The following is a 21,195-nucleotide window of genomic DNA, read 5'->3' on the forward strand; positions in this document are numbered from 1 at the left end:
TTCGACCTAACTCAGTCAAGGTCAGTGTCTTACATTCAATCAGTGCCTTAGAGGCCAGCATCAAGCTGTTTAATCGTTTTAGGTGAAGTTCTGGGCAGTATTGGTGTAAAGAATGTTGTAGGATATTGGCTTCGCGCATCTTGTTGTCCAAGTGTAGTTTTTAGCGAAACCATTTGATCATGCAACAAGATGCGCTTCCACCCTAATTTGATGATTTATTTGTAAATCATCAGGGGATTCTTCAGCACAAAGCGACTACCAAATTCGATGCTGTAGGCCGCCAAATTATTATCACAGTTAAAAAACACACTGAGCTTATTATTCAGCTCAGCCAACTTAATGGCGATATCATCTAACAATTCACTACGCCCAATATGGGCCATTAATAAATTCTGCAGCGCGGTTAATTCCGCTAATAAATCCCATGACGCCGCCGCGAGCGCTTTATTGCCCAGCACTAAACGCCAATCGGATTCGCCGCAGGAATATAACTGATTATGCCAATCACTTAATTTAGCGAGGCAACGCTGGCAAAATTGGGCGAGTTGCCCAGTATCACTGAGTTCAGTCTGATAAATAGCGAGTAGCTTTTGAATGAAATCATCGATAGTACGACTCGAACATTGCTGGCCAAAATAGTTAACGCAAATATCGGGTAATAAATGCGCTTCATCGAAAATCACCACATCAGGATCGGGTAATAACTCGGCAAAGCCCGTGTCTTTCAGTACGCTATCGGCGAAAAATAAATGGTGGTTAACCACAATGATTTTGGCATCCAAGGCACGGCTGCGCGCCTTGCGAGTAAAGCAGACATCGTAAAAGTCGCAGCGCTTACCAATACAGCTTTCCTTAGTGCTGACCACAAGCGGCAGCGCCGAAGAATTCTCAGGCACTGAGGTTAAGCCGCCAATATCACCATCTTTACAGGTGCTCGCCCACTGATTGATTTTCAACAAATCATCCAACAAACGCGCATCGATATGTGTCGCCTCGCTCATTTGCTTATCGAGTCGCCACTGGCACAGATAATTATTGCGGCCCTTTAGTAGAGCCAGTTTAGGCTCAATCCCCAACATGGCGACCAGCGCGGGTAAGTCTTTAAAAAACAACTGCTCTTGCAAGTTTTTACTGCCCGTACTGACGATGACTTGCTTACCGCTCAATATCGCGGGGATCAAATACGCAAAGGTTTTACCTACCCCCGTACCCGCCTCAATTACTACATTCCCCTTCGCCGCTATCGCCTTACTCACTTCCTGTGCCATCTGCATCTGGCTTGTTCGCGCACTAAATCCTTGAATATGTTTAGACAATACTCCATCGGGCAAAAATGCGCGTTGCACTTCGGACGCGAGTCGACTCACCGCAGCGGCGCCTTTTAAAGCAGAAGGCTTAGCGACGGTTTCTTTAGAGGAAACATGCTTTGATGTCGGTTGGCGAGAGCGAGTCAAAGGGAGAATCAATCCTTTATCAAGGTATTAGAGAGCGTTATAGAACAATGTAGTAAGGCCACGCTATAAGCTGCTGCAGGGCAGCTGAGCGAGTGCATTGTGATGACTTTAATTAACCACAAGCACTGGTTAGTGCCGCATGCCGCTGCTGTAAACAATAGCGTTAAGCTTAACAGCTCGAAGCATTATGCTGATTTGAGATAAGACTACAAGTTAGCCGCGTAATTAACGCCAATTTAAACGTCGGTATTTGCTAGCATCCGCCAAAGCATGTGCGCTAGCTGTAACAGTTCGCAAACTGCTGTCGATTTCAGCCTGCCACTAACCATTTGAAATAAATAAGCTACCTCAGCAAAGCAAAACTCTATACCATTATATACGCTCAATAACAGGATGTTTCAGTGCCCAAGCATCAATACTTAGACGCAGGTAATCAGGATGAATGATGTCAAACGTTAGTCTTATCAATTTAAAAACAAGTGACACCACAACGCTACAACGTCTGCTCCAACTTTATTATTTTGATTCAACATCTTGGAGTAAAGAAGATATAGGCATTGATGGGTTATATGATGGCTCTACAGCCTCAGATCTTGAATCCTATGTTAACTCACAAGAGGCAAAAGCCTACCTCATTTGGGTAAATGAAGTATTGATAGGCTTTGTTCTACTAGAATGGGTTGAAGATGAAAAAAGGCTTATCTGGGAACTGGCTGACCTCTTTATTCTTCCTAAATATCGCGGTGGTTGGATTGCGCTCGAAGTAGTCCGTCAAATATTTGAGCAGATTAGCACACCGATACTGGTCGCTACGTTCAAAGAAAATGAACTGGCTTTGCGCTTTTTTAAAGCGGTATCAAAACGATTACAGCTTAATTCAGTACGTGAGTTAATCGAGGATGAAACTACTCCGTTTTATACATTCATCATAAATGAACACATCTAACAATCCATGTTATTCAAGTTTTTCTAAGCCACCCATTGTTTGTAGTGGTACGGTTAATTTGGCCATCTAGTTAGAATTGACCTCAGCAATGTCTACGTTTTTTGACCTTCGCCATACTTATCGTAATGTGAACTAGACGATTGTGAGTAATAGATCTTCCGCGCTTTTGTCCAAAAGCGTGCTGCGTGTCTCCTTAAAACCTACAGTTTATGCTAATGCTAAAAAGGTAGGCCATGGTGATTAGCGAGACGACCGTCCGCCCCATGGACGGGGCGGTCGAGCATCCAAGGATGATGAGATGGACACCTCTTGTGAAGTAGGCGTCATTTACGCCATATTGAATTTGCACGTTCAATAACAACAAAAGGTGTCCAAAATGAAAGTTACACTAATAGGAATTGATCTCGCAAAAAATATCTTCCAAGTATGTGGAGTTAATCAAGCAGGCAAGAGTGTTTTTAACCGTTCGATTAAACGTGCTCAGCTCCTGACTTTTCTGCGTACTTACCCTGATGCCACTATTGCGATGGAAGCCTGCAGTGGCTCTAGCTATTGGGGCAGAGAGTTACTTTCTCTCGGGCATGACGTCAAACTGATCCCGCCTCAGCATGTTAAGCCATTTGTCAAAGGCAATAAGAACGATCGCAATGATGCCTTCGCTATCTGTGAGGCAGCGCAGAGACCGAACCTGATTTTCGTCCAGCCGAGAACCTTAGCGCAGGTTGATATCATCATTACCCACAGAATTCGCGAGCGCCGGATCAGAATACGCACTGCACTAACCAATCAAATCAGAGGCTTACTAAGTGAATATGGAATAGCCCTCCCTAAAGGACGTAATCCATTGAATCTTTTGCTGCCGGAATTACTTGAGGATGCCAGTAATCAACTCACTACGATTGCACGCCAATACATGCGTGAGCTGATGGAAGAGTTGCGTGCGATCAACGTTGCAATAGGTTCGCTGGAAAAAGACATCAAACTGCAGGCAAGAACGCACCCAGATGCCAAGCGACTGATGGGTATAAGAGGCGTTGCAGAAATCATTGCCACTGCCGCGGTGTCATTTGCCGGAGATGGCTCTGGCTATCATGGTGCTCGGCATTTTTCTGCAAATTTAGGACTGGTTCCTAAAGAGTTTTCCAGTGGGGGAAAACAAAAATTGGGCGGCATAACCAAACGAGGTAACAGCTATCTGCGGCGGCAACTGATCCAGGGAGCTTGGTCGATTATTCGTTATGCAAGTAAGAGTAATGACAGGATCTCCGTATGGGCCTTAAAGGTGATTGAGCGGCGAGGTAAACAGAAAGCGGCAGTAGCAATTGCAAACAAATTGGCACGGATCATCTGGGCTATGCTGTTTCATCGCAGCGAATATCGGCCTTGTTAATATGTAAAAATCGAGTATTAAACTCACCTCAAAACACAACTACAGATAATGAAGTAACAGGTAATACCGGCCTTTGCAGATGCCGAGAGAGTACAAGGAGCATATGACTCCGAAAGGACGATAAGCAGCAAAGGCGCGGTTCTCATTAAGGCCAGAGAACAAAGATTCTCACAAACAGGTCGGATATACGTACGCAGTATTACTTTCTGTTACTCAAAAAGTGGTTGATCTATTCGAGGTGTCCATATACGGACTAGCTGCGAGTCGGTGAGTGAACACCATGGCAAGCCTGTATTAATGAATATCAGCAAATGCTCACAACTCAAGTTACAGTTCCCCCTGCACGACTTCCAACACATTTCCATCTACTTTCAACATCCACCCAACAAAAATGCTCAATAACTTTATTTAACGATAACCTTCCGCCTTTCACAAAAACGCATAAATATTCTCATTTAATTCAAATTGGCTGTTGCAAAGGCTCATAAAAGCGGTTAGTTTAAATCCACTTATACGGATAGACGTCCGTAACAACGCATTCAAGGCTTAACTGTATTTCGACTGCACTTTATTTCGAACAGTTGGGCCAATAACGTTAAATACCGAGAGAGTAAAATGAGCACACTACTGAACGCTATCCACCACCATCACCACCATATGCGGTAGCCTTCGGACGCTCACTGCCGGAGGACTATATCCTTCTGGCGGACTGATTCAAGATGATCATAAACCCCTGGAAGGAATTCCGGGGGTTTTTGCATTTAGGCATTAATTTCGGTTTTAATTTAAATAAAAAACTTTTAGATATTTAATAAATTATCAATACGTTAGCTAGATTTCTTAGCTAGGGCCCATTGAATGGCAGTGCGTATTAAACCGATTAAACAACACTTTTTGAATCTTTTAATTTTGATACTTTTGAGCGAGATAACACTATGACTGAATCGAACCGTTTACGCATCGCCATCCAAAAATCTGGCCGTCTTTCTACTGACTCTCAGCAACTGCTAAAAAGCTGTGGTGTTAAATTTTCCATTAATGAACAACGCCTTATCGCTCATGCTGACAATATGCCTATCGATTTACTGCGCGTTCGTGATGACGATATCCCAGGTCTAGTGATGGACGGCGTAGTCGATATGGGGATCATAGGTGAAAACGTGCTCGAAGAAGAACAAATCGAGCGTCAAACTCTGAACAAACCCGCAGATTGTCTCAAACTGCGTCAGTTAGATTTCGGATCATGTCGCCTTTCGTTAGCCGTACCAACAGAATTCAGTTACGCCGATGCCTCCTCGTTAGAAGGATTACGCATCGCCACTTCTTATCCGAACCTTCTGCGCCGTTTTATGCAACAAAAAGGCATAACTTATCGCGACTGTATGTTAAAAGGCTCGGTTGAAGTCGCCCCGCGTGCCGGCCTTGCCGATGGGATTTGTGATCTTGTGTCGACGGGCGCCACCTTAGAGGCCAACGGTTTATACGAAACCGAAGTGATTTACCGCTCTATGGCCTGCATCATTCAATCGACCCAAACTCAATCGCCGACTAAACAAGCACTCATCGACAAAATTCTGTCCCGCGTCAACGGCGTTATCCGCGCCCGTGAGAGCAAATACATACTGCTACACGCGCCAACCGAAACCTTAGATCAAATCGTCGCCCTACTGCCCGGCGCGGAAAACCCAACCGTATTGCCATTAAATGATGATACTAACCGCGTTGCTATCCACGCCGTCAGTACCGAAGATTTGTTCTGGGATACCATGGAACAGTTGACCGCACTCGGTGCCAGCTCGATTCTGGTAATGCCAATCGAAAAAATGATGGGGTAATGTATGGAAATCCTAACTTGGTCAACCTTATCAACCGCCGAGCAAAAAACGGCGCTGAAACGCTCACCTTTAATTGGTGACAGCGGCTTAGAGCAAAGCGTTCGCGCCATTATCGATGCGGTGGCAACGCGGGGTGATGCCGCCATTGCCGAATTTAATCAAAAGTTTGATGGCTTCAATAGCGCGACCATAGATGTAAATGGACAAGGTAGTGATGAGCTGCGTCTGAGTGAAACCGACATTACTGCGGCAAGCGCACGGGTATCGCCAGAGCTGAAAGCTGCGATATCCAAAGCCATGGCGAACATAGACGTATTTCACAGCGCCCAGCAATTTCGCCCGATTGATATGGAAACCGAGGCGGGAGTACGCTGCGAGCTACGTAGCGAACCGATTGAAAAAGTGGGTTTATATATCCCTGGTGGTAGTGCGCCATTAATTTCTACCGTGATGATGCTCGCCCTGCCCGCCAAGATCGCAGGCTGCGAACAAAGAGTATTAGTCAGCCCACCGCCCATCAACGATGCCATTATCTATGCCGCCAATGCTTGTGGGATCACTGAAATTTATCAAGTAGGCGGCGCGCAGGCCATTGCGGCACTGGCCTTCGGCACAGAAACGATTCCCGCGGTCGATAAGATTTTTGGCCCAGGTAATCGCTACGTGACAGAAGCTAAACGCTTAGTGTCACAGGATGGTCGCTGCACTGTGTGTATCGATATGCCAGCCGGTCCTTCTGAAGTGTTAGTGATTGCCGATAGCGACGCCAATTGCGAATTTATCGCCGCCGATTTGCTTTCGCAAGCGGAGCACGGCCCAGATTCACAAGTGATTTTAGTGACAGATTCGCAAGCTATCGCCGATGGCGTCAATGACGCGCTGACAAGACAACTCGCCGCGCTGCCGCGTTGTGATATAGCTACAACGGCACTACTGAGCAGTCGTACTTTTGTTGTGGACGATATGATGCAAGCCGCGCAGGTTTCGAATCAATATGGGCCTGAGCACTTGATCATTCAAACGCGCTTTCCCCGTGAGGTACTGAAAAACATTCGCGCGGCGGGCTCGGTATTTTTAGGCGCTTATACACCTGAATCTATTGGTGATTATGCCAGTGGCACCAACCACGTGCTGCCGACCTACGGTTATAGCCGCGCCGTGTCGAGCCTGTCATTAGCCGATTTTAGCCGCCGCTTTACCGTGCAGGAACTCAGCGCTAAGGGCTTAATCGGATTGGGGCAAGCGGTCATGACGTTAGCCAGTAACGAATTGCTCGATGCGCACAAAAATGCCGTCGCTATTCGTCTAGCTAGCCTAGAGAAATGACCCGCCTAGATCTTAAGTGATTAGCACTTAAGTTTATAAAAATAGAGCTGAGTGAAGAAAATGAACCAAGTGAGCAGCATGGAAAAGACAGCAGAACCCGCAGCATTAACGGCATCAAAGCTAGCATCATCAACGTTAGCGCAATCGACGCCGCTAACGTTAGCCGAGCGCTTAGCGCGCCCTGAGTTACTGGATTTAACGCCCTACCAGAGTGCCCGCAGACTGGGCGGTCGTGGTGATATTTGGATCAATGCCAACGAATCACCCTTCAATAATGTCGATACCGCAGCGCTCGATTTATCGAAATTAAATCGTTACCCAGAATGCCAACCGCCGCAGCTTATCAATGCCTACAGCGAATACAGCGGCGTGAGCGCCAGCAAGATAGTTGCCAGCCGCGGCGCCGATGAAGCGATTGAACTGTTAATTCGCGCCTTTTGTATTCCAGGCGTCGACAGCATCGCCTGCTTTGGCCCGACGTACGGCATGTATGCCATCAGTGCGAACACCTTTAATGTGGGCGTTAAAGCGTTAAATCTCAGTGCAGAATATGGCTTGCCGACAAGCTATGCCGAGGACGTTCGCGGCGCAAAACTGGTGTTTATCTGCAATCCCAATAATCCGACCGGGACTGTGATCGACAAAGCCATTATCGAGCAAGCAATCAAAGCCCTGCCCGACGCGCTTGTGGTGATCGATGAGGCCTATATTGAGTTTTGCCCCGAATACAGTGTGGCGGATTTGCTGGAAAGCTATCCGAATCTGGTGGTACTGCGCACCCTGTCAAAAGCCTTTGCTCTCGCCGGAGCACGCTGTGGTTTTATGCTGGCAAATGAGGCCGTAGTCGACATCATTATACGCGTAATTGCGCCCTATCCTGTGCCGCTACCCGTGAGTGAAATCGCCACCCAAGCGCTATCAAGCGCTGGCGTTGCGCGGATGAAAGTGCAAGTTGCACAATTAAATGAGCAAGGCGCCAGGCTCACCGCGGCGATCAGCGCTTATTGTTCAAAATCGAATAGTTCAGATTCGCGCGCCCGCGTGCTTAAGCCTAACGGCAATTATGTGCTGGCTGAATTTGATGATGTCGCCAAGGTCGCGGCGTTACTGCAAGGCAGCGGCGTTGTCGCCCGCGCCTACAAAGACCCAAGGCTTGCCAAGGCTATCCGCTTTAGCTTTAGTTCAAAGGCGGATACCGATGTGTTAGTGAATTTATTTGAATCGCAACACACTGAGCAGTCACCAGAAACGAATAATAAGTAACTGAACATAAAAACTAATAAAACCAATAAAAAGCGAATGCAACGCTGAAAGTTAAATCAGCTTAAGCATTAGCTAAACGAATTGAATTTAAAGGTAGAGCCATGAACCCACAATTTGTCCCGAACGTTGCACAAAAAATTCTGTTTATCGACCGCGATGGCACCTTGATTGAAGAGCCCATCACCGACAAACAGGTCGATAGTCTAGCGAAATTAGTGTTCGAGCCACAGGTGATCCCAGCTTTGCTACGTCTGCAAAAGGCAGGATTTCGTTTAGTCATGGTCAGCAATCAAGACGGCCTTGGCACACCGTCTTTCCCGCAGGAAGATTTCGATGCGCCCCACAATATGATGATGCAAATCCTCAAAAGCCAAGGGGTGAACTTCGAAGATGTGGTGATTTGCCCACACTTTAACGATGAAAATTGCAGCTGCCGTAAACCTAAGCTTGGGCTAGTAAAAGACTACCTCACCCAAGGCTGCATCAATTTCACCCAATCAGCTGTAATTGGTGATCGCGAAACCGATGTGGAACTCGGCAATGCCATGGGCATTAAAAGCCTGAAATATCAACGCGAAACTTTGGGCTGGAATGCCATCGCCGATGCGCTGCTCAATAAAGGCCGCACAGCCACGGTCGTACGTACCACCAAAGAAACCGACATTCGTGTGACTGTTGATCTCGACAGCCCCGTTAAAGGCAACATCGACACAGGCATTGGCTTTTTCGACCACATGCTCGATCAAATTGCTACCCACGGTAATTTTAGAATGGATGTGAAAGTCGATGGCGATCTGGAAATCGACGATCACCACAGCATCGAAGACACTGCGCTGGCCATAGGGGATGCCCTGCGCCAAGCGCTCGGTGACAAACGCGGCATTGCCCGTTTCGGCTTTAGCCTGCCGATGGACGAAGCCAAGGGCGAATGTCTGCTGGATATCTCTGGTCGTCCTTTTATCAAATTCTCGGCCAATTTTGAGCGTGAGCATGTGGGCGAAATGGCCACTGAAATGGTGCCGCACTTCTTCCGATCCTTTGCCGATGGCCTGCGCTGTACGCTGCATGTGTCAACCGAAGGCGATAACGATCACCACAAGGTTGAAGCCCTGTTTAAAGTGCTCGGCCGCGCGCTACGCCAAGCAGTTAAAGTTGAAGGCGATATTCTGCCATCGAGCAAAGGCGTGCTTTAAGGCATCAGCATAAATGGTTTAAGAGGTTAGGATGCAACAAGACACTCTATTAACAGCTGGCCAGCAATTAACAGCAAATGCATCACCAGATGCTGAAACCGTCATCATAGACACGGGCTGTGCCAACTTAAACTCAGTACGTTTCGCCTTCGAGCGTTTAGGCGTTAAGGTATTGGTCACAGACGATAAAGCCAAAATCAAAGCGGCAAAACGTGTGGTACTGCCGGGTGTGGGCACGGCGGGTGCCGCCATGGCGTCCTTACATGAAAAAGGCTTGGTCGAACTCATTCAAGGCCTGACTCAACCTGTGCTGGGTGTGTGCCTTGGCATGCAAATGTTGGCGGCAATTTCTAAGGAGCGCGGCGGAAAAGGTCAAGATTGCGAGTGCTTAGGCATAATCCCGACCGACATTTGCGAGCTGGATACGCAGTTACTCAAAGCTGAAGGCTTGCCTTTGCCGCACATGGGCTGGAATCAACTAAAGCTCACGACCAACTCACAAGGCGCCAACAGCCCTAGCGTTCATCCGCTGTTTGCGGGTATTGAAGATGGCAGTTATGTGTATTTCGTCCACAGTTACCGCGCGCCGCTGAGTGAATTTACCTTAGCCGAATGTTCCTATGGTGAAGGTTTTAGCGCCGCCATTGGCAAAGGCAACTTTATGGGCGTGCAGTTCCACCCCGAAAAAAGTGCCACCGTGGGCGCGCAAATTCTGCGTAACTTTTTACAGATGGATGAAGCGCTGATGGACAAGTTGGCGCAGGAAAGACTGACCAATGAATAAATTACTCATTAAGAAACTAGTTATTAATAAATTAGTTATAAACAAATTAGTCGAGGATGTGAGCTTATGATTATTCCTGCGATTGATTTAATTGATGGCAATGTCGTCCGCCTTTATCAAGGCGATTATGGCCAGCAGACCACCTTTGATTTAAGTCCTTTGGCGCAGCTGCAATCCTACGAGGCACAAGGCGCTAAGTGGTTGCATATCGTTGATTTAACGGGTGCGAAAGATCCCGCGAAACGCCAAACTCGCCTTATCAGTGAATTAGTGGCGGGACTTAACGCCAATATTCAAGTGGGCGGCGGCATTCGTACTGAAGAGCAAGTCACTGAATTATTAGATATCGGCGTAAAACGTGTGGTGATTGGCTCACTGGCGGTGAAAGAACCTGAGTTAGTTAAACAATGGTTTATCAAATACGGCAGCGAAGCGATTTGCCTCGCACTCGATGTCAATATCAACCAGAGCGGCGAGAAAATGGTCGCCGTATCCGGTTGGCAAAGTGGTGGCGGTAAGAGTTTAGAATCCCTCGTAGAAACCTTTAGCGCGGTCGGCTTAAAGCATGCGCTAGTGACTGACATTAGCCGTGACGGGACGCTAACGGGCGCAAATACCGCGCTTTATCAAGAAATTGCAGCTAGCTTCCCCGACATCGCTTGGCAAGCCTCCGGCGGTATTGCAACTCTTGATGATGTGAGCGCCGTGCGTGACAGCGGCGCTGCGGGCATCATTATTGGTAAAGCCTTGCTTATCAATCAGTTTAACGTGGTGGAGGCAATCCAATGCTGGCCAAACGATTAGTCCCCTGTTTAGATGTGAAAGACGGTAAAGTAGTGAAAGGCGTGCAGTTTCGTAACCACGAAATTGTCGGCGATATCGTCCCCTTAGCCGCGCGTTATGCCGAAGAAGGCGCCGATGAGCTAGTGTTTTATGACATTACCGCCAGCGCCCACGAACGTGTGGTCGATAAATCGTGGGTGAGCCGCGTGGCGGAGCAGATTGATATTCCCTTCTGCGTGGCCGGTGGCATTAAAACCATTAGCCAAGCCCGTGAATTATTAGCCTTTGGTGCGGATAAGATTTCGATTAACTCGCCCGCCTTAACCGATCCGAGTTTGATCTCACGCCTGCAGGACGAGTTCGGCCGCCAATGTATCGTTATTGGTATCGACTCCTTTTTCGATGCCACCAGCAACAGCTATAAGGTAAAGCAATTTACCGGCGATGAAGCGGCAACTAAGGATACGCAGTGGTTCACCCAAGACTGGGTTGAAGAAGTACAGAAACGAGGTTGTGGTGAAATCGTGCTCAATGTGATGAACCAAGATGGCGTGCGCGGCGGCTATGATATCAAGCAGTTAAGTCTTGTTCGTGCCATCTGCGACGTGCCGTTAATTGCCTCTGGCGGTGCTGGGACTATGGCGCATTTTCGCGATGTATTTATTGAAGCTAAGGTTGATGCGGCGCTGGCAGCGAGCGTATTCCACAAGGCGATTATCAACATAGGTGAATTAAAAGCCTATTTAGCGGCCGAAGGTATCGCGATTAGACGCTAGAGCGGTTCTAGGTTCTAGGTTCTAGGTTCTAGGTTCTAGGTTCTAGGTTCTAGGTTCTAGGTTCTACAAACAGATTAAGAGTGAATACTATGTCAACGCAAACAAACACTAAGTCGGATTTTAGCCCTGTTCAAGTTAATGAGCTGGATTGGAACAAACAGGATGGGCTCATTCCTGCCGTTATCCAAAATCATTTATCGGGCAAGGTATTGATGCTCGGTTATATGGATAAGGCCGCGCTGGAAAAAACCTTGAGTACAGGTGATGTCACCTTTTTCAGCCGCTCAAAACAGCGCTTGTGGACCAAGGGGGAAACCTCGGGGAATACGCTAAGGTTGGTCGCTATCGATAAGGACTGCGACAACGACAGCCTGTTAGTGCAAGTGATCCCCAACGGCCCAACCTGCCACAAAGGCACCGAAAGTTGCTGGTTAGATGACAATGCGCACCCTTTCTTGAACAACCTCGCCAGCCTTATCACCTCGCGTAAAGGACAAAGTGCCGATTCCAGTTACACGGCCTCTTTGTTTGCGCGCGGCACAAAACGTATCGCCCAAAAGGTCGGGGAAGAAGGTCTTGAAACCGCCCTTGCCGCCGCGACCCACGATAAGGAAGAGCTGGTTAACGAAGCCTCAGATCTTATCTATCACTTGCTGGTATTGCTTGAAGATCAACATTTAAGCTTCAGTGACATCACAGCAAACTTGCTGGCAAGACATGAAAAGGCGCTGCAGAGCAAAGCATAATCTGCTTACTGATTCTGATTTCACACAAGTCACTGACATCTAAAAATGTCGCACACTTAAGCCAAGTCTGCGGCATTTTTTATCGCGCGATTCCCTCAAGTGCCATTGCCGCAATGTGATCAATGAATATCTTGCGCCTTAATCCTGTGACAAAAAATAATCAAAATACTTTTGTAATGGTTGACAAGTACACTTCAGTTCCCTATGGTAACCTCCGTTGCCGTTAGGTTATTAAGGCAAAGCATCAAAACACTTATCCGTTTTTACTCAACACACGCTAAGGCAAGTTTTATGTGTTTCACAGCATTTTATACTCCCTATCTGTAGCCGCAATGGCATAGATAGGCTCCCTCGCCTGACCTTCCATTGTGGCCATATCCTTTCGGATCCGCTGAGCGCCACTGTCTCATTTGCTTAAATCATTTTGTGCTTGAATCGCATCAAAATCCTTTAAGGCAGTTGCTTTAGGATCAAGTCTTTATCTCTTTTTCTTGTAACACGCTTTTGAGATCATGTTATGACACAGAATAAAATTTTCGGCAGTTTACTGCTTATCGCCGGCACCACAATCGGCGCGGGCATGTTGGCTTTGCCTATCGCTTCGGCGGGACTCGGTTTTGGCACGTCATCCGCCATTATGCTCATCCTATGGGCGCTGATGGCCTACACGGCACTGCTAATGGTGGAGATCCACCAATTCGCCCCCAGCGATGCCAGCCTTAATCACTTAGCGCAACACTTATTGGGTCGTAAGGGCCAGTTGATCGCCAATAGCGCCTTGATGTTTTTACTGTACGCCCTCTGCGCCGCCTACATTGCTGGCGGCGGCGAGCAAGTGAACCAAAAACTGAGCACTTGGCTAGGACTAAATTTGCCACCGCAGGCGGGTGCAATCCTATTCACCCTGCTGGTTGGCGCCATTGTGGGCATGGGAACCCACTGTGTGGATCTCATCAATCGCGGTTTATTTGCCCTTAAGCTATTGGCATTATTGCTTATGTTGGCATTGTTACTGCCGCAGGTTGAAAGCCCACATTTGCTCGAACTCCCGCTCAACCAAGGCCTAATTATCACGGCTATTCCGGTGATTTTTACCTCCTTTGGTTTTCACGGTTCGATTCCCTCAGTGGTGCGCTACTTGGGCGTTGAAGTCAAAGCCCTGCGAAGGATCATGTTGTTTGGCTCGGCTTTGCCATTAGTTATTTACCTTTTGTGGCAACTGGGCAGTCAAGGCGTATTGAACCAAAATCAATTGCTCGAAAACCAGAGTTTATCAAGCTTTATCAATCAACTGGCAAGTGTGCTGCACAGTGAATACTTAAGTAGCGCTATTAGTCTATTTGCCGACCTCGCCCTTGCGACTTCGTTTTTAGGGGTGAGTTTAGGTTTGTTCGATTTTATGGCCTCAAGCTTAAGGCAAGAAGATAATACAACAGGTCGCAGCTTAACCGCGGCTATCACCTTTTTACCGCCCTTAGGTTTTGCCCTCTTCTACCCTCAAGGTTTTATCACAGCGCTGGGTTACGCGGCGATTGCGCTGGTGATCCTCGCCATCTTTTTACCTGTGGCCATGGTGTGGACACAACGCCAGATGCGAGACGCTGCCAATATGCCGATGGGTTATCGGGTCGCGGGCGGCAAGTTAGCCTTAATGCTCGCCACACTTTGCGGAATTGTGGTGATCGCCGCCCAGATATTTAGCTAGCCGCAATTCACTCACCAAGAGTAAGTTAACTAAAAGTTAGCTAGCTCGAATAAAAGATTAAGTACAAGAGCCTGTAAAACCTCAACTATTGACATCAGGCTCTTGTCTATTCAATGATCCTTTCACATTAGTCAGCTAAGCCCTTGAGTGTTAAACTGCCTCAGGTGCTCGTGCGTGATATAAGAGCTCCGATGTAGCCGCTCCGAAGTAAAAGTGCCGATGAAATATACACATTCGTGTATTTGTGCACTTCTAAGGCACGAGTTTGATCAGGGCTCAGTCAATAAAGGATAAATATCAAACCCAATGCCAATCCACAACAAGCCAAGCCGTGGCAATGCCTCTGATAGCAAGGCACTTCAGCACGAGGCAACGCAGATATCTGCTGGCCCTCGCAGTGGTGCTTTAGGTTTTGGAACGGATACTCATGTTGCTGCGCAAAATCGCCGTAAATTCCCCCTAAAAAAAACCTTATTGGCGACCAGCTTAACGGGCATCTTGGCGGGCGTGGCGTTAACCGTTTGGATTGTAAATACCCAGGCTGAACAACTCATCATACGGGCGGCAAATTTTGCCCTCACAGGTATGGACAGCGAACTGATTGACATTGAATTAGAGCAAAGTCAGTTAGAACATTGGCGAATTACCTCTGCCAATCTGAGGGTGCATGATAGCCATATCAAGCTTAATGATTTGAATATTCAGCTAAAACTTGACTGGCCACAGAGTTTTGCCGAACTTAAACAGTTCAGCCAAGCCTCTTACCTCACTCAAAAAATCACCCAAATATCCACAGGTGATATTGAAGTCGAGTTAGGGCAATCACTGTTTTTACCCAATCGGAATGCCATCGATGAACAAGGCCCCGCATTGGCCTTAGATATCAAATCACTACCACTCATCGATATCGGAAAAACCAGCCTTATTCTCAACTCCCACCATCTCAACACCCATAATGATTTACCCGCCTATCGTTTGGTAATGGATAAGTTGAGCCTTAACGGCGCAGGGGAAATCAACAGCGAGTTTAGCCATGCAGGCGAAAGCATCGCCATACTTAAAGCCACACTCGAAACCAACAAATGGCAACTCATGAGTCAAATCCAGCTCGCGCCGCTGCTTGCAAGCTTGCATCAAATCAGCCTAAGGCAAGCGCAGGACAGTGTACTGAGTCCGTTAACGGAACTTGATAAAGAGTGGCAAGCGTTAGCGATTGATTTACAAGGCCAATTGATATCCAACAGCAGTATCACATTAACCTCAGGCGAGCTTATCAGTGAGCATCAGTTAATCGAGCCAAAGCTGACCTTTAATCAGTTGGCTGCGCTGCAACTTGCACCTAAACCCGAGCTTGCGCCAAAACCTGAGCTCGCATTTAAGATTGCTGGACATTTAGCCGAACTTGACCTAAAACTAGAGCCCTTTAGCTTAGCGCTGAGTCCAAATACAGAGCAGCAACAACGACTGATGCAGCTACTCGATAAGTCGCTGGCTAAGCCTTTAACTCAGCCTTCGTCTCAATCTTTAACACAGCCAGCAGCCAAGCCTGCTTCGGAGCAAGTGCCTGATCCGTTAGCGAGTCAAATCGCTAAGCTGCTATCGGGGCTCAAAAGTACAGATACACCAGTGGGAATCGCACTGACATTACCTGAAGCCCTGCATTACCCGCTGACTCAAATTCCGCAAGATGTGCACTTGGCTAATCCCCTTGCGATTAAACTTCCTCGAGTGAAGCTTAAAACCTTAGGCAGTAAGCTCGATACCCAAGTCGATTTGGCCAATGTTGAAATCACAAAATCAACCGAAGCACTGTCCTTCAAAACAGATTGGCGCCTTAGTACGAAGCAAACAAGCTCAATGCAATTATCTGAATTGTGGACAAATCCGCCGCAGGATTTTAGCTGGAATAATAGTCAGTTAACGACAGCAGGCACATTTAACTTAGTTCAGACGCCAAGTTCAACCGATTGGCAATTTATCACTGCCGCTACCAAATCGACTGAACTGACTCAATCAACAAAACAAAATACTGGCAACACGCTACAGTTCGCCGTGGGTGAGCTTAAGCGTATTAGCATGCAAAATAAAAATGCGGCTAAACATGCAGAGTTTAGCCTTGGTAGTATCGCGATAAATGCCCTCGCGCCGCTGAACATAAGCTCGCAGAAAAGCACTCATACTCAGAGTTCTGGTATTCAAAACGCTAGCATTCAGAAAGCCAGTCCAGCGCAAAGCTCAGTGCCCACATCTGATACCGCAAACAGGTTAACCCTTGCCATACCGCCTTTAAACTTAGCACTGGAGCAACTGTATTTTTCGCAGACCAAACAGACTTTAGTGACAGATGATGTAGTCACTGAGGCTAATGCGGATAAAAATGCTAGCACTAGCATCATAACGAAAACCGATATGAATGCGGGCAGTTTCTCGATTGCATTACAAAAAGCCATGTCATTTGAGCTTAAACCCGATATCGAAGCGCTGTTCGACTCACTACGCGCTACCACTTGGCGTAATCAACTCGCATGGCAAGCAAGTCAGCTTAATATCGAAAAACAGCTCAGCAGCAAAGGCCGCAGCCGCAAAGAAACCGTACTCAAGCTGGACAAGTTAACGCTGGCACAAAGCTTAGATTGGAAAAATAATACGCTCTTTGGTGATGAGCACTGGCAAGTGGGCACAGTTGAACTGCAAAGCCAACATAAGCTGAATCTTGCCACCGCGAACAATCCCTTAGTGTTAACGGGCCAATGGATAGTCAACACTAGCATGACCGAGGCGCTAGCCTTGCTCAATCAAACCCAACCCTTACCATCTGAGCTTAATGTCACAGGTAATAACCAATTACAGGCGCAGTTTAACCTAACGCAAAGGCGCGATCAGACCCAATTTGCCATGCAAATAACTCAATCGATGACTGAACTTGAAGGCTTTTACAAAGACATCATTTTTGAGGGGGGGAAACTGCAAGCGCAATGTGAGTTCACTTGGGGGCAATCTTATAAAAAAGAGTCTCATAACAAGCCACAGGATAAAGGCTATTTTAGCAGCCTCAGTAAGCTCAATTGCCCGCAGACGCTGATGACCTTTAACTTATTTGATCCAGGCTTCCCACTGACCGATATCGAAGTGGAAGCCGATATCGCCCTTGGCAAAGATGCCGAGAAATTGCCCGACAATTGGATACAACAACTCACAGGCTTAAGTGACACCGATGTTTCCATGACCGCCAAAGGCAAAGTGCTCAGCGGCCAGTTTCTGCTGCCAGAATTTAATCTTAAATTGCAGGATAAATCCCATGCCTATCTGTTACTGCAGGCCATGAGTCTAGAAGAGGTCCTGCGCATTCAACCACAAATTGGCATCTATGCCGACGGCATATTCGATGGCGTGTTGCCCGTCGATTTAATCAACGGCAAAGTGTCGATCACTGGCGGGCAATTAGCCGCGCGCGCACCCGGCGGCCTCATCGCTATCTCGGGCAACCCCGCCGTTGAGCAGATGCGCCAATCCCAACCGTATCTAGACTTTGTCTTTTCGACGTTAGAACACTTACAATACAGCCAATTATCAAGCAGCTTTGATATGGACCAAGCCGGTGATGCTAAACTACTCGTCGAAGTAAAAGGCCGCGGTGAAGGGATTGAACGCCCTATCCACTTGAATTACTCCCACGAAGAGAACATGCTGCAATTATTTAGAAGTCTGCAAATTGGTAATGACTTGCAGGACAGAATCGAAAAATCAGTGAAGTAACAAGGAAACCTCAGTGAAGATAATTCAATTACAGCAAATTAGCATAGGTACCCGAAGCGCGCTTATCGCATTGGTAGCCCTAGCCTCATTGCAGGGCTGTACGCCCACAGTCAAAATAGAACCGCCAGATAAACCTATCGTTATCAATCTCAATGTGAAAATTGAACATGAGATACGGATCAAAGTAGATAAGGAATTAGACCAACTCCTGTCAGACGATAAGCTGTTCTAATTAAATAAGAATTGAGGAATCACCATGAAATCAATCCGACTAAAAACAAAGTTATTATTGCTATTAACCCTCAGCGTCTTAAGCCTAAGCGCCTTTGCTATGTCACTTCAAGAAGCTAAATCACAGGGCTATTTAGGCGAACAAGCCAACGGCTACTTAGGATTAGTGCAAGCCAATCCCGAAGCCAAAGCCGTGATGGACGACGTAAATAACAAACGTCGCGCCCACTACGAAACCATCGCTAAGAAGAACAAACTCTCCCCAGCCGACGTTGCTAAACTTGCTGGCGAAAAAGCCATAGCCGCCACAGATAAAGGCAACTATGTGCAAGATGCCAAAGGCAAATGGATTAAAAAATAGTCCGCTTTCTAAGGCTCTAGCGCGTAAAAGCAAAGCGAATAGACATAAACAAAACGCCTGCAGTAGCAGGCGTTTTTGTTGATGGAGTTTAATTAAGCACACTTATTCCAGTGACACGCCGTCCTGTTACCTAGTAAGAAGTATCCCTATAGGCTCGACCGTGACATCCATGTCACGGATGGTCACTTCCATGACTGTGCTTAATCTCATCAACCCCGGCGTATACTGGGTAACCAAATTTAACAATGGGTGCTATTAAATTATTAACTAAATTACGTAATTGTGTTACTAAAAAATCGATTGCTATTGTAATAATTACTCTGCTGACAATGCTTCAATTTGTTGCAACCATGTATTAAATAACTCACATTTTCCGCGCATAGCTTCAAGGCCAACATCTAGTGCCGCCAAAGTTCCCATCAGTGGTTTTTCGTAATTATCAATTAAACTTATAATACGCTTACTCGGTGCTGTTTGCGGGCTGTTGTTGATGTGTTCAGGTGAAGCGAACTTATCAGCGATAGCTTGAAAGGATGCAACTAAATCTGGTTTATCCATGCCTAAAGCCATTTTCTCGGGATCGCTGAATAACAAACCTTCGAACTCATACATTTGTACAAAAGGAATAAAGCGGCGCATCACATCAGTACCTAATGTCTCGGTAAGCTTTGCAACCAATTCTTTCTGCAACGATTCAGCCTTATCCGTAATAGCAGCATTAACAGCTAAAGCTTTTTTACCCGGGAATGATTCGGGTAACCCATAGAAATCAAAAAATGTGGTGCAATAGCAGTTTTTATCCGCAGTAAGTCGATTTCGGATATCGGGCAAAAGACGTTCAAATTTGAAGTTACCGCCTTTATGCCCAGGTTTACCTATTAAAGCAGGCCTAAGGTAAATACCTTTATTAGCAAAAGGTTCAACAAGTAAATTATTAACAAAGGCTTCTTCAGTTTGCCCTTCACAAATGACATGAACAATGATCATTTTGACGGCCTCCCGCCTAAAATATTTTTCTCCCAAAGTTCACCAACTGAATAATCCTCAAGCCAAAACTTAAATTCATCTTCCTCTAAACGTTTAAAGTTAGAAGCACCATTTTCTCTTTCTACAACAATAAGATCATCGATTTCAAACTCATTCAGCAAAGGTACTGATTGTGTCGAAACAATCACTTGCATACGCAGTGAAGCCGATCGTAATAATGCTCCAAGTAAAGTAATAGCGTACGGGTGTAATCCAAGCTCAGGCTCGTCAATAATAATGGTAGAAGGAGGTTTGGGTTGTAGCAACGCTGTTACTAAGCAAATAAAACGGATTGAACCATCAGACAACTGACTAGGCCATAACGCATAATCACTATCTGTTTGTGTCCATAATAAACGAACTTGTTCTTCACCAGTTTCTAACTGAGTTGGCTTTAACACAAAATCGTTGAAAAATGGTATCGCTAGCTTAACAGTCTTACGAATTTGACTATATACCTCGGACTCTTCATTTTTTAAACGATATAAATACGCTGCTAAATTTGAAGCATCATTACGTAAATACTCGTTATCGTGTACAGAGGATAACCGCTTTACTCCTGCCGTATCGCTAGTGTCGTGAAAATGGTACACACGCCAACTCGAAATTGAACTATAACAATAATCAGCTTCTGAAAATTTACTGCTTTTTTCATATTTAAATTTTAGCTTTGCTTCATTATGACCAGAACCCAGAGAAATCCACTTATCACCAAAATAAGGCCCTTTAAAATAGAGTGATTCTTGCGCAAAAGTAAAACCACCATCTACTGTTGGTTCTAAAAGAAACTTATAACCATTAATACCAAAGGTCACAAGAGATCCAAATTTTTCAGTTTCTTTTATGCCAAAGCTTAAAATTCGATCTGCTCCGCCCTGTTTTTTACTCCATACCTGTAAACGCCCGTCGAGCATCTCACCAAGCAAGCGGAAATATGAAACAAAGTTACTTTTACCAACACCATTAGCGCCAATTAGGACGTTTAAGCTATTTAATCTTAGCTTTTCCATCGAACGTATCGATTTAAAACCGACAATACTCAATTCCTTGATGGGGTTTACTGTACCCATTTTACACCCTCTTTTAGCTTTCTCTGGCTACACACTTTTCTGCTGACGTTAATTGGTAATCGTTGATACGATCGCCTTATTCGGTCCAAACAATAACAGACACTTTACCACGGCTAGCGCATTTTAATCCCCAAAAAATATAGGCACTCCCAACTCTTTTTGCTTTTAGAGGTACACAAACAGCTCACCAAAACCGTTCTTACCATAGTTAAATAAAAACTCCTCCTCTTGAACCTGCAGACTACGCAAATGCTGAAAGGTGCGCCATGGTGATTGGCGAGACGACCGTCCGCCCCATGGACGGGGCGGTCGAGCATCCACGGATGGACTCGCTGCGAGTCGACGAGTGAATACCATGGCAAACCAGACTGCGTAGTGAGTTTGATACTAAAAGCAGAGCCAATAAAGAGTAATAAGACTCACAAATTATCGTTGGGTAGAATTCGAAAGGAAGGTGTTGAAGATCCACGTGACTAATTTTAGGAAAAGGCTTTCTTAGCAGAAAAGAGTACAGATAACGCACTAACGCCATGGGGATTTTAGCGAACTA

17 protein-coding genes and 2 pseudogenes are annotated in these 21,195 nt (G+C 46.3%); 14 read left to right on the forward strand and 5 right to left on the reverse strand.

Annotation, left to right across the window (positions count from 1 at the left end; translation table 11 throughout):
* Together L5M10_RS03100 and L5M10_RS03105 are read right to left on the reverse strand one after the other, a co-directional pair.
* Positions 1 to 139, reverse strand: a pseudogene (locus tag L5M10_RS03100) (IS4 family transposase); the annotation flags it as partial.
* Positions 140 to 242: 103 nt separating this feature from the next.
* Positions 243 to 1,454, reverse strand: a pseudogene (locus L5M10_RS03105) (ATP-dependent DNA helicase); the annotation flags it as partial.
* A gap of 445 nt (positions 1,455 to 1,899) precedes the next feature.
* Between L5M10_RS03105 and L5M10_RS03110 the strand changes: the two are divergent.
* The 14 genes from L5M10_RS03110 to L5M10_RS03175 all read left to right on the forward strand — a co-directional run bounded on the left by L5M10_RS03110 (position 1,900) and on the right by L5M10_RS03175 (position 18,549).
* Positions 1,900 to 2,400, forward strand: a complete 501-nt coding sequence (locus tag L5M10_RS03110) for a GNAT family N-acetyltransferase (RefSeq protein WP_158683085.1) — start codon at positions 1,900 to 1,902, stop codon at positions 2,398 to 2,400.
* 376 nt (positions 2,401 to 2,776) lie between these two features.
* Positions 2,777 to 3,790, forward strand: coding sequence for an IS110-like element ISShes7 family transposase (locus tag L5M10_RS03115; protein WP_263254823.1), 1,014 nt, complete (start codon positions 2,777 to 2,779; stop codon positions 3,788 to 3,790).
* Between the two features lie 935 nt (positions 3,791 to 4,725).
* Positions 4,726 to 5,625: an ATP phosphoribosyltransferase gene (hisG, locus tag L5M10_RS03120; RefSeq protein ID WP_041408375.1), complete on the forward strand. Its 900-nt coding sequence runs from the start codon at positions 4,726 to 4,728 to the stop codon at positions 5,623 to 5,625.
* 3 nt (positions 5,626 to 5,628) lie between these two features.
* Positions 5,629 to 6,951 carry a histidinol dehydrogenase gene (gene hisD, locus L5M10_RS03125; RefSeq protein ID WP_263162696.1) on the forward strand — a complete coding sequence of 441 codons (1,323 nt, stop codon included), beginning with the start codon at positions 5,629 to 5,631 and terminating at the stop codon, positions 6,949 to 6,951.
* A 60-nt stretch (positions 6,952 to 7,011) separates the two neighbouring features.
* Complete coding sequence (gene hisC / locus L5M10_RS03130) at positions 7,012 to 8,214, forward strand: histidinol-phosphate transaminase (RefSeq protein WP_263254853.1); 1,203 nt, start codon at positions 7,012 to 7,014, stop codon at positions 8,212 to 8,214.
* 101 nt (positions 8,215 to 8,315) lie between these two features.
* Positions 8,316 to 9,407, forward strand: a complete 1,092-nt coding sequence (hisB, locus tag L5M10_RS03135; protein ID WP_263254824.1) for a bifunctional histidinol-phosphatase/imidazoleglycerol-phosphate dehydratase HisB — start codon at positions 8,316 to 8,318, stop codon at positions 9,405 to 9,407.
* A 31-nt stretch (positions 9,408 to 9,438) separates the two neighbouring features.
* Entirely contained in the window at positions 9,439 to 10,191 is a 753-nt protein-coding gene (hisH, locus tag L5M10_RS03140) for an imidazole glycerol phosphate synthase subunit HisH (RefSeq protein WP_263254825.1), read from the forward strand.
* A 66-nt stretch (positions 10,192 to 10,257) separates the two neighbouring features.
* Positions 10,258 to 10,995, forward strand: coding sequence for a 1-(5-phosphoribosyl)-5-[(5-phosphoribosylamino)methylideneamino]imidazole-4-carboxamide isomerase (gene hisA, locus L5M10_RS03145; protein ID WP_263254826.1), 738 nt, complete (start codon positions 10,258 to 10,260; stop codon positions 10,993 to 10,995).
* A complete protein-coding gene (gene hisF / locus L5M10_RS03150) occupies positions 10,977 to 11,750 on the forward strand; it encodes an imidazole glycerol phosphate synthase subunit HisF (protein ID WP_006081894.1) in 774 nt (257 codons plus the stop codon). The genes hisA and hisF overlap by 19 nt, the downstream gene beginning before the upstream one ends.
* Positions 11,751 to 11,839: 89 nt before the next feature.
* Positions 11,840 to 12,496, forward strand: coding sequence for a bifunctional phosphoribosyl-AMP cyclohydrolase/phosphoribosyl-ATP diphosphatase HisIE (gene hisIE / locus L5M10_RS03155; RefSeq protein WP_263162705.1), 657 nt, complete (start codon positions 11,840 to 11,842; stop codon positions 12,494 to 12,496).
* Between the two features lie 517 nt (positions 12,497 to 13,013).
* Positions 13,014 to 14,201, forward strand: a complete 1,188-nt coding sequence (locus tag L5M10_RS03160; protein ID WP_263162708.1) for an aromatic amino acid transport family protein — start codon at positions 13,014 to 13,016, stop codon at positions 14,199 to 14,201.
* A 306-nt stretch (positions 14,202 to 14,507) separates the two neighbouring features.
* Positions 14,508 to 17,957, forward strand: a complete 3,450-nt coding sequence (locus tag L5M10_RS03165; protein ID WP_263162710.1) for a YdbH domain-containing protein — start codon at positions 14,508 to 14,510, stop codon at positions 17,955 to 17,957.
* 13 nt (positions 17,958 to 17,970) lie between these two features.
* Positions 17,971 to 18,189, forward strand: a complete 219-nt coding sequence (locus L5M10_RS03170) for a YnbE family lipoprotein (protein ID WP_028759774.1) — start codon at positions 17,971 to 17,973, stop codon at positions 18,187 to 18,189.
* A 24-nt stretch (positions 18,190 to 18,213) separates the two neighbouring features.
* Complete coding sequence (locus L5M10_RS03175; protein ID WP_006086285.1) at positions 18,214 to 18,549, forward strand: YdbL family protein; 336 nt, start codon at positions 18,214 to 18,216, stop codon at positions 18,547 to 18,549.
* A gap of 315 nt (positions 18,550 to 18,864) precedes the next feature.
* Here L5M10_RS03175 and L5M10_RS03180 read toward each other — a convergent pair whose 3' ends face one another.
* The 3 genes from L5M10_RS03180 to L5M10_RS03190 all read right to left on the reverse strand — a co-directional run bounded on the left by L5M10_RS03180 (position 18,865) and on the right by L5M10_RS03190 (position 21,002).
* Positions 18,865 to 19,536 (reverse strand): DUF4276 family protein, encoded by a 672-nt coding sequence (locus tag L5M10_RS03180; RefSeq protein ID WP_263254827.1) that lies wholly within the window; start codon positions 19,534 to 19,536, stop codon positions 18,865 to 18,867.
* Positions 19,533 to 20,645: an AAA family ATPase gene (locus L5M10_RS03185; protein ID WP_263162716.1), complete on the reverse strand. Its 1,113-nt coding sequence runs from the start codon at positions 20,643 to 20,645 to the stop codon at positions 19,533 to 19,535. The genes L5M10_RS03180 and L5M10_RS03185 overlap by 4 nt, the downstream gene beginning before the upstream one ends.
* Positions 20,646 to 20,810: 165 nt before the next feature.
* Positions 20,811 to 21,002 carry a hypothetical protein gene (locus L5M10_RS03190; protein ID WP_263162718.1) on the reverse strand — a complete coding sequence of 64 codons (192 nt, stop codon included), beginning with the start codon at positions 21,000 to 21,002 and terminating at the stop codon, positions 20,811 to 20,813.
* Positions 21,003 to 21,195 lie beyond the last annotated feature (193 nt).

It is taken from the genome of Shewanella sp. SM32 (genome assembly GCF_025654235.1).
Taxonomy (GTDB): domain Bacteria; phylum Pseudomonadota; class Gammaproteobacteria; order Enterobacterales; family Shewanellaceae; genus Shewanella; species Shewanella oncorhynchi.